At 71.2% G+C, this 15,356-nt stretch carries 11 protein-coding genes; 5 read left to right on the forward strand and 6 right to left on the reverse strand.

What is annotated here, in order from left to right:
* Positions 1 to 7: 7 nt before the first annotated feature.
* From ACH4EW_RS13430 to ACH4EW_RS13440, 3 genes are all read left to right on the forward strand, one after another.
* On the forward strand, positions 8 to 1,141 hold the full coding sequence (locus tag ACH4EW_RS13430; protein ID WP_398256045.1) for an ABC transporter ATP-binding protein: 1,134 nt from the start codon (positions 8 to 10) through the stop codon (positions 1,139 to 1,141).
* Between the two features lie 146 nt (positions 1,142 to 1,287).
* A complete protein-coding gene (locus ACH4EW_RS13435) occupies positions 1,288 to 1,974 on the forward strand; it encodes an HAD family hydrolase (RefSeq protein WP_398255543.1) in 687 nt (228 codons plus the stop codon).
* 4 nt (positions 1,975 to 1,978) lie between these two features.
* The gene (locus tag ACH4EW_RS13440; protein WP_398255545.1) at positions 1,979 to 3,877 is read left to right on the forward strand and encodes a phosphocholine-specific phospholipase C; all 1,899 of its coding nucleotides are present in this window, start codon (positions 1,979 to 1,981) and stop codon (positions 3,875 to 3,877) included.
* A gap of 52 nt (positions 3,878 to 3,929) precedes the next feature.
* Here ACH4EW_RS13440 and ACH4EW_RS13445 read toward each other — a convergent pair whose 3' ends face one another.
* From ACH4EW_RS13445 to ACH4EW_RS13465, 5 genes are all read right to left on the reverse strand, one after another.
* Positions 3,930 to 5,036, reverse strand: coding sequence for a histidine kinase dimerization/phospho-acceptor domain-containing protein (locus ACH4EW_RS13445; RefSeq protein WP_398255548.1), 1,107 nt, complete (start codon positions 5,034 to 5,036; stop codon positions 3,930 to 3,932).
* Positions 5,033 to 5,782, reverse strand: a complete 750-nt coding sequence (locus tag ACH4EW_RS13450; RefSeq protein ID WP_398255551.1) for a response regulator transcription factor — start codon at positions 5,780 to 5,782, stop codon at positions 5,033 to 5,035. The genes ACH4EW_RS13445 and ACH4EW_RS13450 overlap by 4 nt, the downstream gene beginning before the upstream one ends.
* 93 nt (positions 5,783 to 5,875) lie before the next feature.
* Positions 5,876 to 7,402 carry a streptophobe family protein gene (locus ACH4EW_RS13455; RefSeq protein ID WP_398255554.1) on the reverse strand — a complete coding sequence of 509 codons (1,527 nt, stop codon included), beginning with the start codon at positions 7,400 to 7,402 and terminating at the stop codon, positions 5,876 to 5,878.
* A 320-nt stretch (positions 7,403 to 7,722) separates the two neighbouring features.
* Positions 7,723 to 9,960, reverse strand: coding sequence for an MMPL family transporter (locus ACH4EW_RS13460; RefSeq protein WP_398255557.1), 2,238 nt, complete (start codon positions 9,958 to 9,960; stop codon positions 7,723 to 7,725).
* Between the two features lie 261 nt (positions 9,961 to 10,221).
* Positions 10,222 to 11,400, reverse strand: coding sequence for a serine hydrolase domain-containing protein (locus ACH4EW_RS13465; RefSeq protein WP_398256048.1), 1,179 nt, complete (start codon positions 11,398 to 11,400; stop codon positions 10,222 to 10,224).
* 209 nt (positions 11,401 to 11,609) lie between these two features.
* Between ACH4EW_RS13465 and ACH4EW_RS13470 the strand changes: the two genes are divergently transcribed.
* Entirely contained in the window at positions 11,610 to 12,968 is a 1,359-nt protein-coding gene (locus ACH4EW_RS13470) for an MFS transporter (RefSeq protein ID WP_398255560.1), read from the forward strand.
* 47 nt (positions 12,969 to 13,015) lie between these two features.
* On the opposite strand, the gene ACH4EW_RS13475 is transcribed toward ACH4EW_RS13470, so the two are convergent.
* Positions 13,016 to 13,612, reverse strand: coding sequence for a TetR/AcrR family transcriptional regulator (locus tag ACH4EW_RS13475; protein ID WP_398255562.1), 597 nt, complete (start codon positions 13,610 to 13,612; stop codon positions 13,016 to 13,018).
* Positions 13,613 to 13,785: 173 nt separating this feature from the next.
* Between ACH4EW_RS13475 and ACH4EW_RS13480 the strand changes: the two genes are divergently transcribed.
* Positions 13,786 to 15,351 (forward strand): class I adenylate-forming enzyme family protein, encoded by a 1,566-nt coding sequence (locus tag ACH4EW_RS13480; RefSeq protein ID WP_398255565.1) that lies wholly within the window; start codon positions 13,786 to 13,788, stop codon positions 15,349 to 15,351.
* Positions 15,352 to 15,356: the final 5 nt, after the last annotated feature.

The following is a 15,356-nucleotide window of genomic DNA, read 5'->3' on the forward strand; positions in this document are numbered from 1 at the left end:
CGACCTCATGACCGACCTGATGACCGATCCCGAAACCATCAGCCGGACGCGGACCGGCGCCACCGTCGAGTTCCGCGGGCTGCATCGTTCCTTCGGCGCCACGACGGCGCTGAACGGTCTGGACCTGACGGTCGAGCCGGGCGAACTCGTGGCGCTGCTCGGCCCGTCCGGCTGCGGCAAGACCACCGCACTGCGGACCCTGGCCGGATTCGAGCGGCCCGACTCGGGCACGGTGCTCGTGGACGGCGAGGACATCACGCGCGTCCCCGCGCACCGCCGCGACGCGGGCATGGTGTTCCAGTCCTACAGCCTCTTTCCCCACCTGACCGCCATCGACAATGTCGCCTTCGGGTTGCGGATGAGCGGCATCGGCAAAGCCACGCGGCGGGCTCGCGCCGCCGAACTCCTGGAGCTGGTCGGACTGCCGCAGCACGCCGGCCGCTTTCCGCATCAGATGTCCGGAGGCCAGCAGCAACGGATCGCCCTGGCACGGGCTCTGGCGCTGCGGCCACGCGTACTGCTGCTCGACGAGCCGCTGTCGGCACTCGACGCACAGGTGCGCCTGACGCTCCGCGAGGAGATCCGCCGCCTCCAGCAGCAACTGGGCATCACCACCCTGTTCGTGACACATGATCAGGAGGAGGCCCTCTCCATGGCCGACCGGGTCGCGGTGATGTGTGCCGGAAAACTGGAGCAGTGCGCGCCTCCGGCGGAACTGTACGAACGCCCCGCGACCGCGTTCGTCGCCGAGTTCGTCGGCGTGATGAGCCGGATCCCGGCCCGGGCCGGAGCGGACGGCGGGACCGTGGATGTGTTCGGCCGCACGCTGCCGGTCAACGGGACGCTGCCCGGCGCCACCGAGGACGCCGGTGGAAAGGGTGAAGTGGACGTACTGGTAAGGCCGGAGGCGGTCGAGGTCACCGCGGACGGGAAGGGTACGTCCCAGATCACGGGGGCGGCGTTCCTGGGCGCGACGACGCGGCTGACCGTGCGGCTGGCCAACGGCAGCGAGGTGACGGCCGATGTGCCGACTCACGCCACGACCACGCTCCCGGTCGGTGCGGCGGTGAAGCTGAGCCTGCCGGACCGCCCGGTGCTCGTGGACCGCCGCCGGGGAAACGGCGGCGGTGACAGGGGCTGACGGCTCCCGCCGACGCTCGACCGGACGACGCCGTCGGACCGGATCGACCCGCCCGACGCCCGGCAACCGAAGCGGGAAGCCCGCACATCCGCCCGTTCGCCGCGTTATTCGCCGCGATATTCGCTCCATCACCGGAGAAACTCGCCTTGAACCATCGCATAACAGCACCCGGCCTTCCCGCCGCTGTCCTGTTCGACATGGACGGCACGCTCGTCGACACCGAACGGCTGTGGTGGGCCACAGTGGAACAGGTCGCCGACAGGATCGGGCGGCCGCTGACCGACGCGGACATGCCGCATGTGCTGGGCCGCCCCACCGCGCACACCGCCGCTCACCTGCACCGCACCGGCGGCCCGGCGGCCCCCGGCCTCGACGCGCTCGCCACCGAGCTGGACGCCGCGTTCACCGCCCGTGTCGCCCGCGAGGTCGTCCCGCGCCCGGGCGTACTGCGTCTGCTGGACGAACTGGCCGCGGCCGGCGTCCCCGCGGCGATCGTCTCCGCTTCGCCGCGCCATGTCGTCGACCTGGTGAGCAAGGCGCTGGGCGAGGACCGGTTCGCTCTGACTCTCGCAGTCGAGGACACCGTCCGCACGAAGCCCGCGCCCGACCCGTACCTCGCCGCGGCCGCCGCCCTGGGCGTCGAACCGCACGCGTGCGTGGTCGTCGAGGACACGCCCACGGGTGTCGCCTCGGCCGAGGCAGCCGGATGCGCGGTGCTGGCCGTGCCCTCCACCGTACCGATCCGGCCCGCGGCCGGCCGTACGGTCCTCGACTCCCTGGAGCGCGCCGATCTGGCCCTGCTCGCCGGTCTTACATCACCCGAAAGGAACTGACGCCATGGACGACATCCGCCACGTCGTGATCCTGATGCAGGAGAATCGCAGTTTCGACCACTACTTCGGCACGCTGAACGGCGTGCGCGGGTTCGACGACCGCCAGGCACTGACGTTCCCGAACGGCGACAGCGTCTTCCACCAGCCCGCCCTGGCCCGGCCCGACGGCGGGTTCCTGCTGCCCTACCGCATGGACTCCACGAAGTTCGACGCGCAGAACGCGGACGGCCTGCCGCACGACTGGGAGAGCGGTCACGATGCCATCAACAACGGCGCGATGAACCGCTGGACGTCCGCCAAGGGTGAGCAGAGCATGGGCTACCTCACCCGCGAGGACATCCCCTACCAGTACGCGCTGGCCGATGCCTTCACGTTGTGCGACGCGTACTTCTGCTCGCTGGCCGGGCCCACCAGCCCCAACCGCCTCTACCTGTGGACCGGCACGGTCGGCCCGGGCCACGACGGCACGACCGGCCCGTGGATCGACAACACACCGCTGCCCGAAAGCCCGGTCTGCGACTGGACCACGTACGCGGAGCGCTTGTCGGCCGCCGACGTCACCTGGCGCGTCTACCACACGCCGGGACTGGACGAGCGCTACGGCAACTACGAGGACAACGCCCTTGAGTACTTCGGCCAGTTCCACACCTTCGACAAGGACGATCCGCGTTACATCAACGCGATGACGAAGTGGGACCTGTCGGCGTTCGACGCGCACTGCAAGGACGGCATCTTGCCGACGGTGTCCTGGCTGGTCTCGCCCTACCTGTTCTGCGAGCATCCGACCGCCAGCCCCGCCCATGGCGCGCACTGGGTGAACACCGCTCTCCAGTCGCTGTTCGCGAACCCGGAGGTGTGGCGGCACACGGTGTTCCTCGTGATGTACGACGAGAACGACGGTTACTTCGACCACGTGGTGCCGCCGTTCCCACCCGCCGGAACCCCTGACGAGTTCGTGGACGGGCAACCGATCGGGCTGGGCAACCGCGTCCCGCTGTGGGTGATATCGCCGTGGTCGCGCGGCGGCTGGTTCAACTCCCAGGTCTTCGACCACACTTCCGTGCTGCGCTTCCTGGAGCTCGTCACCGGCGTGCGGGAGCCCAACATCTCGCAGTGGCGCAGAGCCGTGTGCGGTGACCTCACGAGCTGCTTCGACTTCGCCCGTCCCGATTTCTCGATCCCCGTACTGCCGGACACACGCGCACTCGTGAAGCAGGCCGATGCGGCGTCGGAGCTGCCGGCGGTGGAGCCCCCGGCGCCCGGCGCACAGGTCGTGCCCACCCAGGAGCCCGGTGGCGCACGCCCGCGCCGGCCACTGCCGTACCGCCCTTGGGCCGACATCGCCGTGGACCGCGCCACCGGCAAGGTCCTCTGCACTCTTGCCAACGAGGGAACGGCGGCCTTCCCCTTCACGGTGTTCCCGAACATCGCGCGGCCGTTCGCCGGAACGCCGTTCACCGTCTCGCCGCACAGCACCGCCGACTATGTGTGGGACGCGGTACGCACCGGCGGACGCTACGACTTCACGGTCCACGGCGCCGACGGCTTCGTCTGCCGCTTCGCGGGGACGGTGGCGGGGGCCAACCGGATCGACGCCGCTGTTCCTCGGGCGGCGGCGGTCCTGGGAAGCAGCGATGACGAGGTGTGGGTCGAGTTGCTGCTGAGCAACGACGGTACGGCTGCCGTGGGCTTCACGGTCACCCCGAACGACTTCGGCGGCACGGCGCGCACTCAACCGGTCGGCCCGCGCGAGCGGGTCACCTTGCGGTGGCCTGCGGACGGCGGGCGGTACGACATCACCATCACCGCTGACAGTGACCCGGGCTTCGCCCAGCGATACGCGGGGACTGTGCACGCGGCACCGTACGCGAGCTCACCCAGTGCCGGTCGCGGCACTGGGTGAGTCAGCACGGTCTCGGCCCGGGGCCTGTCGCACCTGTTCCTGGCGCCTTGTCTCATGGGAGGGCGTCGGCGGCCAGGGTGCGCAGGTCCATGGGGGCGAGGTCGAGAGCGAAGGCCGGTTCCCGGCCTGCCTCGGCGGTCTGGCGGTGGGAGTCCTCGTCGAGGCGGGCAAGGAGGAACATCTCCTCGACGAGTCGGGTGAGGCGTTCGGACTCGGCGGCGATGCGGGTCACGGTCTGGTCGACGTCCTCGCGGGTGGGGAGGGCGCCCATGCGGTAGAGGTCGGTGTAGCCCTTGATGCCGACGAGGGGCGTGCGGAGTTCGTGACTGGCGTCGGCGAAGAAGCGCCGGGTTCTCGCCTCGGCCTCCGCGCGGGCCTGGAAGGCGGTGTCGATCTGGCTGAGCATCTGGTTGAGGCAGGCGGTCAGGCGGCCCACTTCGGTGCGGGGGGCTGCCAGTTCGGGGACGCGGTGGGAGTAGTCGCCGGCGGTGATGGCGGTGGCGGTCTCCTCGATCCGGGTGAGGGGGCGCAGTCCGGAACGGACGGCGAACCAGCCGGCGGCGGTGAGGAGCGCGAGCAGGGCGGCGCCCACGGTCAGGGAGAGGTTGCGGGTCTGGGTGACGGTGCGGTCGACCTGGTCCAGGGAGGTGGCCACGAGGACGGTGCCCTGGTTATCGGTCCGATCGGGCGGGAAGACCTGGGCGGGCTGGGTGAGGGCGACGACCCGCCAGCTGTGGTCGCCGTCCTTCGCGGGCACGGTGAAGGGGCGGCCCTGGTGGGCGAGGACGCCCCCGCGGTCGAGGGCGGGGAGATCGGGGCCACCGCCCGGAGGCGCGGTGCTCGCGTCGAACGCCCGGCGCGTGGCGCCGGCGTCGTCCAGGTAGGTCACGGTGGTGTCGCCGAGGACGCCGAGGGCCTGCACGCTCGGTGGGGTGTCGGTGCCGGAGGGCGGTGCGAGGCGGGCGGCGATCTGCCCGGTCAGGACGAGGCGGTCGTCGACCCGGTCCTGGAGGTAGCCGTGCAGGGCCGTGGTGACGATCACGCCCGTGCCGAGGAGGCCGACGGCGACCAGGGTCGTGGACAGACAGAGCAGACGGGTGCGGAGCGACAGTCGGCGCAGCCGTCGGCGTCCGGGCAGCCGCAGGGCGGGGCGCTTCACAGCCGGGGTTCGCGGATCACGTAGCCCACGCCTCGGACGGTGTGAATCAGCTTGGGCTCGTCCCGGTCGACCTTGCGGCGCAGATAGCTGATGTAGGTGTCGACGATGCTGGGGTCGCCGCCGAAGTCGTACTCCCACACATGGTCCAGGATCTGATCCTTCGTCATGGTCCGCTCCGCGTTGGCCGTCAGGAAGTGCAGCAGGCGGAACTCGGTCGGGGACAGCCGCACGGTCCGGCCCGCCCTGGTGACGTGGTGGCTCTCGGGCTCGATCGCCAGGTCTCCGACCGTGATCCGCGTCGCCTGCTCGCCCCTGGTACGGCGCAGCACCGCGTGGATGCGGGCGATCAGCTCTTCGAGGTCGAAGGGTTTGGTGACGTAATCGTCCCCGCCCAGGCGCAGGCCGTGCAGCCGGTCCTGGCGATCGTCGCGTGCGGTGACGAAGAGGACGGGCACGTCGCCGCCGCGGCCGGGCAGGGGTGAGCGCGGCTCGGCCCGCAGGCGGCGGATCACCTCGAAGCCGTCCATGTCCGGGAGCATGACGTCGAGCAGGACGAGATCGGGGGTGCGCTGCCCGGCCAGGTCCAGGGCCTCCTGGCCGGTCGCTGCGGCGTCGACCTCGAATCCGGCGTAGCGCAGCGCGGTGCGCAGCAGTTCCCGGACGGTGGGCTCGTCGTCGACGACGAGCAGGTGGTGGTCGGGGCGACCCACGGTGTGCGGGGAAGGTGCAGGGGCGGGTGCCGCCATGGTGTGGATCGCCGCCTTCACGGACTGGGGACTGGGGCCTGGGTCGGGGCCTGGGCCGGGCTGACAGGGTCTTCTCAGAAGATCACATGGCGCTCACGACGCCGAGTCCGACGGGACTCGGGGGGCCGGCCGGGCGGTGGCCGACCGTCGGGGCGTGATGCCTGGCGGCTGCGGGGCGCGGCCCGAGCGCCGGGCCCGCCGACTGTGCAGGCGGCTGCCAGCGTACGAGGCGAGGGCGGCCAGGGCAAAGCCGGTGAGCGCGGACAGTCCCGGGCCTCCGTCGAGTCCTGCGGTCATGCCGCCCATTTCGTTGCCCATGAGGCTGATGCCGATCCGCAGCGACCCCTGTGTCAGCAGGGGGAGCAGCAGGGCCGAGAGGCCGACTGCGACGCCCATGCGCAGGGCGATCTCCGTGTGACGGTCGAGCAGGGCCTCGGAGTCCTCGCGCGGGGTGCGGGCCGGGGTGCGGGCGGAGGCCACGTACCCGGCGATCACCAGAAGAAGCAGCATGACGAGCATTCCGATGAGCCACAGTGGCACGCCGGCGCCCGACCAGCTTCCGAGGTCGAGGGACTTGTCCGTACCCGCCGCGTCGCCCTGGGCTGCGCCGCCGAGCATGCCGAGCATCCCGCCGCCGTCGGACTGCAGGCGCTGCATCCCCGCCTCCCAGGAGGTGCCGAGGCCGGCAGTAAGCAGTACGGCGATCAGGTTGGGCCCGAGGAGCAGCAGTATGCCGGCCGCCTTGGCCGCCTGTTCCCGGCCGGTCAGGGCCGCGGCCCCGGCGAGGAGCGCGACGGCGAGGGTTGAGCAGCACAGCACGGCCGCGATCCCGGTCAGCGTGGACGTGACCGCGTTCCACTTCAGTCGCAGCCGGCCCAGGGCGAGGGGGCGCGGCAGTGTCGTACGGCGGCTTGCGACGCAGCCGACGGCGAGGACGGCGGCGACCCACAGCAGGCCGAGGAAGACAGTGGCCCCGGCATCCGTCTCGAACGTCACCGAGGACAGCCCCTTGGTGAGGCCCCCTCCCCCGCCGCCCCCGGTGAACCGGCTGAGCGCCCCGGAGGAGGCGCCCTTCCCGAAGTTCTCCGTCACGCTCTCCGGCAGCCGGGCCGTGCCCTGGGCCAGGCCGGCGAGTATCGGCAGGACCACCGCCGTGGTCAGCAGCGCGCCGCCGCACCGGGCCCACAGCAGCGCCGGGGTGGGCCGCTGCCGCCTGCCCAGGGGCCGGAAGAAGACGATCGCCAGGAGGGCCGTGCCCAGGAACGTCAGCATCAGCGGCGTCATCGCCGCCTCACCGGTCAGGCCGAGGCTCATGCCGCCACCGCCGCCCATCCCCCCGAGCAGACCACCGAGGCCGCCGCCGAGGCCGCCGTCACCGGCGGGCTCGGCGGGCTCGGCGGAGGGAGCCGACGCCACGGTGAGGCCGCCGCCGAAGGCCATGCTGACCAGCGTCGGCACGAGGCGGTTCACCGGTGCGATCGCGCCGGCGCCGAGGACGGTGAGTGCCGCCCATGCGGCGGCGGTCATCGCCATGACGGCGGTCGCGACGGAGAGTGCTCCTTCGAGGGCGTGGCGCCAGGGCGAGCCGGGTGGAACGGAGGGCGGTGGGGCGGAGGACATCGGGCAGGCTCCTGTGTTTACGGGGTTTCGGGGTGGAGTACGGGGCGGCGGGAGTGGGCCGCCGCCCCGTGGACGCGGACGCGGGATCGAGGCGCACGGGCCCCGGTAACGGCCTGGGGGCGATAGGGAGTGGATCAGGGAGCGTCGTCATGCGGCTTCGATTGCAAGGCGGAGGAGAGAGTCGGATGGGGTCTCCCCTGGTCGAGCGAAGCCGAGAGCTCGGGGAAGGCGCATCGACGACCGACGACAACGCGGCAAGCGGAGTCGCAGGGCGGCGCGAGCCCGCTCCCTATCGGCCCCAGGCCGTAATGGGAGGGGGCTCAGCTGCCGCTGCCGCTTCCCGCGGTTTCCATGACCAGGTCCGGTTCGCCGCCGGGCGACGCTTCGACGGCGATCGCGGTGGGATCGCCCGCGTCACGTCCGAGCCGCTCGCCCTCGACATCCAGGTCGGGCACGAGTCGGTCCAGCCATCGGGGCAGGTGCCAGGCGTGCCTGCCGAGGAGGGCGAGAACGGCGGGTACGAGCGCCATGCGAACGACGAAGGCGTCGAAGAGGACGGCGGCCGCGAGTCCGAAGCCGATGGTCTTGAGCATCTGTTCGTCGCTGCCCATGAACGAGCCGAACACCGAGATCATGATCACGGCGGCGGCGGTCACCACCCGCGCGCTGTGCTCGAAACCGCTGATCACGGCATCGGACGGCGTCTGCCCGTGCACGTACCCTTCGCGCATCCTGGTGACCAGGAACACCTCGTAGTCCATGGCGAGGCCGAAGACCACGCCGACCATGAAGATCGGCATCATCGACATCACGGGTCCGGGTTCCGCGACCCCGAAGAGGGACGCGAGCCAGCCCCACTGGAACACCGCGACCACCGCGCCGAGGCCGGCCAGTACGGAAAGGAGGAAGCCCAGGGCCGCCTTGAGCGGGACGAGGAGGGAGCGGAAGACGGCGATGAGCAGCAGGAACGCCAGACCGACCACGAGTGCCAGGTACGGGATCAGGGCGTCGGACAGTTTCTGCGAGACGTCGACATTCATCGCCGTCGTTCCGGCGACCAGGACGCGGGCATCGCTTCCGCTCGCGAGCTCCGGATCGCGCAGCGCGTGCACGAGGTCGGCCGTCTCGGTGCTTGCCGGCGCGGTGGCCGGCACGACGTTGAGTACGGCGGTGTCACCGGACTCGCTCAGCCTCGGCTGGGCGACCGCGGCAACGTCCTTCCTGCCGCGGACCTCTTCGGCGATGCCCTCGGCAGCCGCCTGGGCGCTGCCGCTGCCGTCAGCGGCCGTGACGACCACGGTCAGCGGGCCGTTGGAACCCGGGCCGAAGCCCTCAGCGACCAGGTCGTACGCCCGGCGCTGCGTCGTCGAGGCGGGCTTGCTCTCGTCGCCCGGCAGCCCCATCTCCAGCGACGCCGCCGGCACGGCGGTCACGCCGAGCAGGGCCACCCCGGCCAGAAGGACGGCGATCGGCCGCTTGACGGCGAACCGGGCCCAGCGCACGCCCATGGCCGGCCTCGGCCTGTCGTCCTTGCCACGGCGCCGCGGCCGCGCCGGACCGATCCGTCGGCCGCAGATCCCGAGCAGCGCGGGGATCAGCGTGATGGCGATGAGCACCGCGATGACGACCGTGCCGGCCGCGGCGAGGCCCATCTGCGTCAGGATCGGGATGCCCACCACGCTCAGTCCCGCGAGGGCGATGACCACGGTCAGACCGGCGAACACCACCGCCGATCCCGCGGTGCCCACCGCGTGCCCGGCCACCTCCTCGCCGCTGCGGTCACGGGCGAGTTCGGCGCGGTAGCGGGAGACCACGAACAGGGCGTAGTCGATGCCGACGGCAAGGCCGATCATGACGGCCAGGCCCGTCGTCGTCGAACCGAGGCCGAGCGGCTCGGCCAGCACCCGGATCGCAAGGCCGCCGATGCCCACTCCGAGGATGGCGGTGAGCAGCGGAAGACCGGCCGCGAGGAGCGAGCCGAAGGTGAGGACGAGTACCACGGCGGCCACGGCCAGTCCCATGGCCTCCGAGGAATGCCCCCCGGTGGGCACCTCGTTGACGGCGTTGCCGCCGACCTCCACGGTCAGCTCCTGCGAGCGTGCCTGCTCGACCGTGTCCTGGAGCGCGGTGCGCGAGCTCTCCTCAAGTTTCGACGTGGGCACCTTGTAGGAGACCTGTGCGTAGGCGGTGGTGCCGTCCTTGCTCACCGATCGGGTCGCGTACGGGTCGGTGACCCGGGCGACCTGCGGATTGTCGCCGAGCGCTCGGACGGTCTCCCCGATCGCCTTCTTCGCCTCGGGGCCGGTGACCTTGCCGTCCTCCGCGCGGAACACCACCCGGGCCGTCGCGCCGTCGGCCTTCAGCTCCGGGAAACGCTCGTTCAGCAGGTCGTACGCCTGCTGCGCCTCCGTCCCCGGCATCGAAAAGTCGTTCGGCGGGGCTGCGGGAGCCCGCCCGGCCAGCACCCCCGTCCCCACGAGCAGTACCACCCACAGCATCGCGACCAGCCAGCGCCTCCGGAAGGAGAACCGGCCCAGCCTGGAAAGGAATGTGGCCACAGCAAAGGCTCCACGTCAGGTCGAGGACTATCGGAAGGCCGACGAGCGCTCGCCCCGTTGCCCTGCCCGGGGAAGAGGCAGTCGAGGAGCGGAGCCGTCACGTCGGCGCGGCACCGACGGTGTCAGCCCACCCTGATCACCCCCGGAGAGATCCTGGGAGTTCTCTGAGAAGTGCGACGGCCGCACGGGGCCGGAGCGGCGGAAATCGGGCATTACCCCGGTCGTCACGCCGTGATTCACAGAAGGTTCACCGAATGCCGGTCAGCGTGCGGCGGCGAGGTGGGCCCCGATCCGCAGGAACGCCTGGACGAGCGGGGCGACCGGCACGTCCGGGGAGATGACCTGGGAGCCGAAGTGGACGGCGACGAGGTCGAGGCCGGGGGAGACGAGGAGCCGCTGGCCGTGGATGCCGCTGGCCAGGTAGGAGCCGTAGGGGTCGTTCGGAATCCACCACAGGTCGTGGTACGAGAGCGTGGCCGGCGAGTCGGGGGGTGCGGCGGGGAACCGTACGCGCCGGGGATAGCCGTCGGGGACGCCACTGGTGATCGTCGTGGCCACTTCCTCGGGCAGGACCTGCCTGCTGCCGACCGCCCCGCCGCAGCGCAGCATCTCGCCGAGGCGGGCGACGTCGCGCGCCGTGGCGCTGAAGCCGCCGCACGCCGCCTCGACACCGTCGCTGTCGAGGATGTAGTAGGCGTCCTCCTCGGCGCCGATCTTCGACCAGATGAGTTCGCTGAGCAACGCCGAGGTGGTGAGGCCCGTGATCCGGCGCAGCACTTCGGCCAGCGTCTCGACGTTGCCGTTCTCGTAGCGGAACCCGGTTCCCAGCTTTCCGGTGGCGCGGGCGGTCAGCAGGTGTTCGCGGATGGTGGTGGGGCCGTTGTAGCCGAACGGCCGCAACTGCGGGGCGATGACGGCGAAGTACCGCTGGGCCTCGATCGCCTTGTCGAAGGGCCGTCCCGCGTAGCTGACCTGGGTGCCCATGTGGAGCAGGTCCTCGATCGTGGCGTCGCCGAAGGCCGTACCGGCGAGTTCGGGGATGTGGGCGGATGCCCGGGCCGAGCGGTCCAGAAGTCCTTGGTGCGCCAGCGTCGCCGCCATCAGGCCGATGTAGGACTTGGCAGCCGAGGCGTTGAAGTGCGGGGTGTGCGCTTCGGTGCCGTGCCGGTACGTCTCGTGGACGACGCAGCCGCGGTGCATCACGAGGAACGCGTCCGTCTGGGCCGCGGTGAACAGGTCCGGCAGCTTGATCGTGGTGCCGCCGAGGTCGATGGCGACCGTATCGAGGCCGGCGGGCTCGCCGGGCAGAGCTCGGGCGGGCTCCGGGCCGCGCCACACGCGGCGGCTGGGTGTGAGCTCGCGGCCCGCGGACGTGAAGAGGCGGATCCAGGAGGGGTCCGTGTAGCCACGGGTCCACGAGAGATCTCCCAGTCGGGGCATGTCGGTCACAGGTCACTCCGTTACGGCAAAGGTCTTGAACAAGTACACCGTTAACGTACAACCTGTTCAGCAGCAGGCGACAGGCCTCGATCGACGTCGGTCGCCGTACGCCTGCCATGCGCGTTCCCGCGTGAGCCGTCGACTGCCCGCCGGATCGGCGCGTTCGTACCGTCTCCGCGCCCTTCCCCTCCGAGCCGCAGGAGTACCCCATGGCCGAACCGTCTTCGTCCGTTCCGCCCCGTGAGAGCGCCGGAGTGCCACCGAGGCCGGTATTCGACCGGCGGCGGGCCTGGCTGATCGCCGCGATGATCGTGACGTTCATGCTCATCAACTACGCGGACAAAGCCGTGCTCGGACTCGCGGCCGTGCCGGTCATGGACGAGCTGGGCATCAGCAACAGCGCGTACGGGTTGATCTCCAGTTCGTTCGCGCTGCTGTTCAGCCTGTCCGGGCTGATCGTCGGCTTCGTCTCGGCGAGGGTTTCCAGCAGGGTTCTGCTCTTCGCGATGGCCGCCCTGTGGGCGGTGGCTCAGCTGCCGGTGCTGTTCGTGGCGTCGGTGCCTGCGCTGGTGGCGGGGCGGATGCTGCTCGGGGCGGCGGAGGGGCCCGCGGCGTCGATGTCGATGCACGCCCTGTACAAGTGGTTCCCGGCAGACCGGCGCGGCCTGCCCTCGGCTCTGCAGATCAGCGGTGCCGCGCTGGGCATGCTCATCGCGGCGCCGGTCCTGACGTGGCTGATCACCGACTTCGGATGGCGGTCCGCGTTCGCGGTGCTCGCGACGGCGAGCCTGGTGTGGAGCCTGGTGTGGTGGGGAGTGGGGCACGACGGCCCGTACGGCCATGAGCATGCGCCGGGCACGGGAGCGCACACCCCCGCCGGCACTCCGGGCGCGACCGTTCGTACGGACAGGCTGCCCTACCGGCGCCTGCTCCTGAACGGCACGGCGCTCGGGAGCATCGCCGGAGCGTTCGGCGCCTCCTGGGCGATGGCGTTGAGCCACGCCTGGCTGCCCGTCTACCTGCGCACACAGCTCGACATGACACCCGGCACGGCGGCCACGCTCATCAGCGCCGTCTCCGCCTTCAGCCTCGTCCTACTGCTCTCCGTACCCCCGGTCCTCGACCTGCTGCACCGGCGCGGCCTCTCGCGCCGGTGGTCGAGCGGCGCCCCGCAGGGCATCGCCGTGACCGTCGCGGCCCTGGCCATGGCCGCCTTCCCGTTCGCCGGTGGCGGGACCCGGCTCGTCCTGCTCGCCCTGGCGTTCGGCGGCCACGTCATTGTCTTCCCCCTGCACTACATGACCGCCTCCGCCGTCGCGCCCCCGCACCAGCGCGGGGCGGTATTCGGCATCGTCGCCGCGACGGGGACCCTGCCCGGGCTGCTCGCCCCGTATCTGACCGGGTATCTACTGGACACCGCCGCTTCCCAGAGCGCCGGGTACACCCAAGCCTTCGTCCTGTCCGCAGGCGTGATGACGGTCTGCGGGCTCACGGCCCTGACGGCCATCCGGCCGGAGCGCGACGCCCGACGGTTGGGCCTGACCGTCACGGTCGATCCCACGTCATGAGATCGTCGGCCGGCAGGGCAGGCCGGGGGCGTTCACCGCCCGTCCGTTCAGGCCGACGGCTCGAAGCCGCTGGCCCAGTACCGCCCGTGCAGCGCCAGATCGAGCAGCATCCGCACGACCTCCTCGGCGGGCAGGGACGGGGATTCCTGCTCGGCCCACCACCGCAGCACGGCGATCTGCTCGCCCACCCACACCCGGGCAAGCAGATCGGGGTCGATGCGCGGCTGGACCGCGTTGCGCTCCGCGCGGGCACGGAACTCCTCCGCCGTCGCCTTCGCGCAGGCGTCCACGAACATCTGCAGCGGCTTGCCGTCGCCCTCGCCCCGCAGCACGATCCGGTACAGGTCGCGCTCCTCACGCGCGTGCCGCAGCATCTCCAGGACCGGCTTGCCCGTGAAGCCGATCGCGCTGTCGGCGACCGCGGGGGCCAGCCGCTCGGCGAGCCCGTCCAGGAGGTCGGCCGTCACACGGGCGAACAGGTCCTCCTTGTCACGGAAATGGGCGTAGAAGGTGGCTCGCGCCACGTCCGCGCGCTCGGTGATGTCCTCCACGGTCAACGCGGTGAAGCCCCGCTCCAGGACCAGCTCGACCAGGGCCGCCCGCAGGGCGCCGCGCGACCGCCTCGTCCGTCTGTCCTCGGCCATGGACCCCTCCTCGATCAGCGCTCTGCATGCGCGCCCAGTCTAGAGACTCTTGACACCCCACACGTTATTGAACAAACTGTCTGCAATTGATCAATGAGTACAGTTTCCTTGCCGGGGCCGGCAGACCTGCCGCCTCGGCCTTCTCACCCTTCCGTTCGGAAGCAGGTCTCTTCATGAACCTCGGCACCTACCTGTCGCGCAGCGCCCGCTACTGGCCCCAGGCCCCCGCCCTCGTGTGCGGCGACCGGTCCTGGACCTTCTGCGGACTCGACCGCGCGGCCAACCGCCTGGCCTCCGCCCTCTCCGCCCGGGGACTGCGCCCCGGCGACGCGGTGGCCTCGCTCGCATGGAACCGCGGCGAGCTCGTGGAGGTCGAATTCGCCCTGTACAAGGCGGGGTTGACACGAGCCCCGATCAACGCACGCCTCGGGCGCCGCGAGATCGAGCACATCCTGCGCTACGCCCCCGTACGGGCCCTGGCCTTCGACGCGGCCCACCGCGACGACGCCCTGGCCGCGATCGCCGCCGCGGGCACCGACTGCCTGCCCGTCCCGCTCGACGCCCCGCAGGAGCCCGGTTCGGCCGAGGTCTCCTACGGCACGCTGCTGGCCGAGGGCGACGAGGCTCCGTTCCTCGTCGAGGTGGACGAGTCGGAGCCGTGCGTCCTGAACTTCACCTCCGGCTCCACGGGAGCGTTGAAGGCCGCGGTCCAGACGGTCGGCAACCGCCTCGCGAACATGCGCAAGTTGCTGATGGCCGACGAGTCCCGGCCCCGCCCGGGCACCCGCTACCTGGCCTGCGGCCCCATCACCCACGCCACCGGCATGGGCCTGCTGGCCGGCGTGTTCGGCGGCTCGACGACGTACGTCCTGCCCACCTGGAGCCCGCAGAGCTTCCTGGAGACCGTCGAGAAGGAACGCATCACCGCCACCTTCCTCGTACCGGCCATGGTCAACATGGTCCTCGCCCACCCCGGAGCCGAGCGGTACGACCTGTCCTCCCTGACGAGCGTCCGGATCGGCGGCGCGCCCATCTCGCCTCAGCGTCTGCGCGACGCCGTTGCGTTCTTCGGGCCCGTCGTCGCCCAGGGGTACGGGCTCGGCGAGACCACCAGCGTGGTCGCGGGCCTGAGCAGCGACGAGATCACCCACGCGGTGAAGGAGGACCCCGAACTCCTCCAGTCGTGCGGCCGCGCCTCCTACGACACCGAGATACGGATCGTGGACGAGGCGGGCCGAGAGCTCGGTCCGCGCGAGATCGGCGAGATCATCGTGCGCGGGCCCGACTGCGTACGCGAGTACTGGCAGGAACCCGAGCTGTCCGCCGAGACCTTCCGCGACGGCTGGGTGCACACCGGCGACCTCGCCTGGATGCGGGAGGACGGCTACCTGTTCCTCGTCGACCGCAAGAAAGACATGATCATCTCGGGCGGCTTCAACATCTACTGCACCGAGGTCGAGGCAGCCCTGTACGAGCACCCTGGCGTCCAGGAAGCCTGTGTCGTCGGCGTCCCCGACGAACAGTGGGGCGAGGCCGTCAAGGCCGTGGTCGTCCCTCACCCCGGCACGACCGCCACGGCCGACCACCTGATCGCCTTCTGCGCGGAGCGACTGGACCGCTTCAAGAAGCCCCGCTCCGTCGACTTCGTGACCGAACTCCCCCACAACCGCAACGGCAAGCTCGACCGCAAAGCCGTCCGCGAACCGTACTGGGCCAACGCCGCCCGCCGCGTCAACTGACCCAT

The organism is Streptomyces sp. NPDC018000 (assembly GCF_044328025.1).
Taxonomy (GTDB): domain Bacteria; phylum Actinomycetota; class Actinomycetes; order Streptomycetales; family Streptomycetaceae; genus Streptomyces.

Coding starts and splice junctions, on each gene's coding strand:
- ACH4EW_RS13430 (WP_398256045.1), top strand. CDS start 8: ATGACCGACCTGATGACCGATCCCGAAACCATCAGCCGGACGCGGACC.
- ACH4EW_RS13440 (WP_398255545.1), top strand. CDS start 1,979: ATGGACGACATCCGCCACGTCGTGATCCTGATGCAGGAGAATCGCAGT.
- ACH4EW_RS13450 (WP_398255551.1), bottom strand. CDS start 5,782: ATGGCGGCACCCGCCCCTGCACCTTCCCCGCACACCGTGGGTCGCCCC.
- ACH4EW_RS13455 (WP_398255554.1), bottom strand. CDS start 7,402: ATGTCCTCCGCCCCACCGCCCTCCGTTCCACCCGGCTCGCCCTGGCGC.
- ACH4EW_RS13465 (WP_398256048.1), bottom strand. CDS start 11,400: ATGCCCCGACTGGGAGATCTCTCGTGGACCCGTGGCTACACGGACCCC.
- ACH4EW_RS13470 (WP_398255560.1), top strand. CDS start 11,610: ATGGCCGAACCGTCTTCGTCCGTTCCGCCCCGTGAGAGCGCCGGAGTG.
- ACH4EW_RS13475 (WP_398255562.1), bottom strand. CDS start 13,612: ATGGCCGAGGACAGACGGACGAGGCGGTCGCGCGGCGCCCTGCGGGCG.
- ACH4EW_RS13480 (WP_398255565.1), top strand. CDS start 13,786: ATGAACCTCGGCACCTACCTGTCGCGCAGCGCCCGCTACTGGCCCCAG.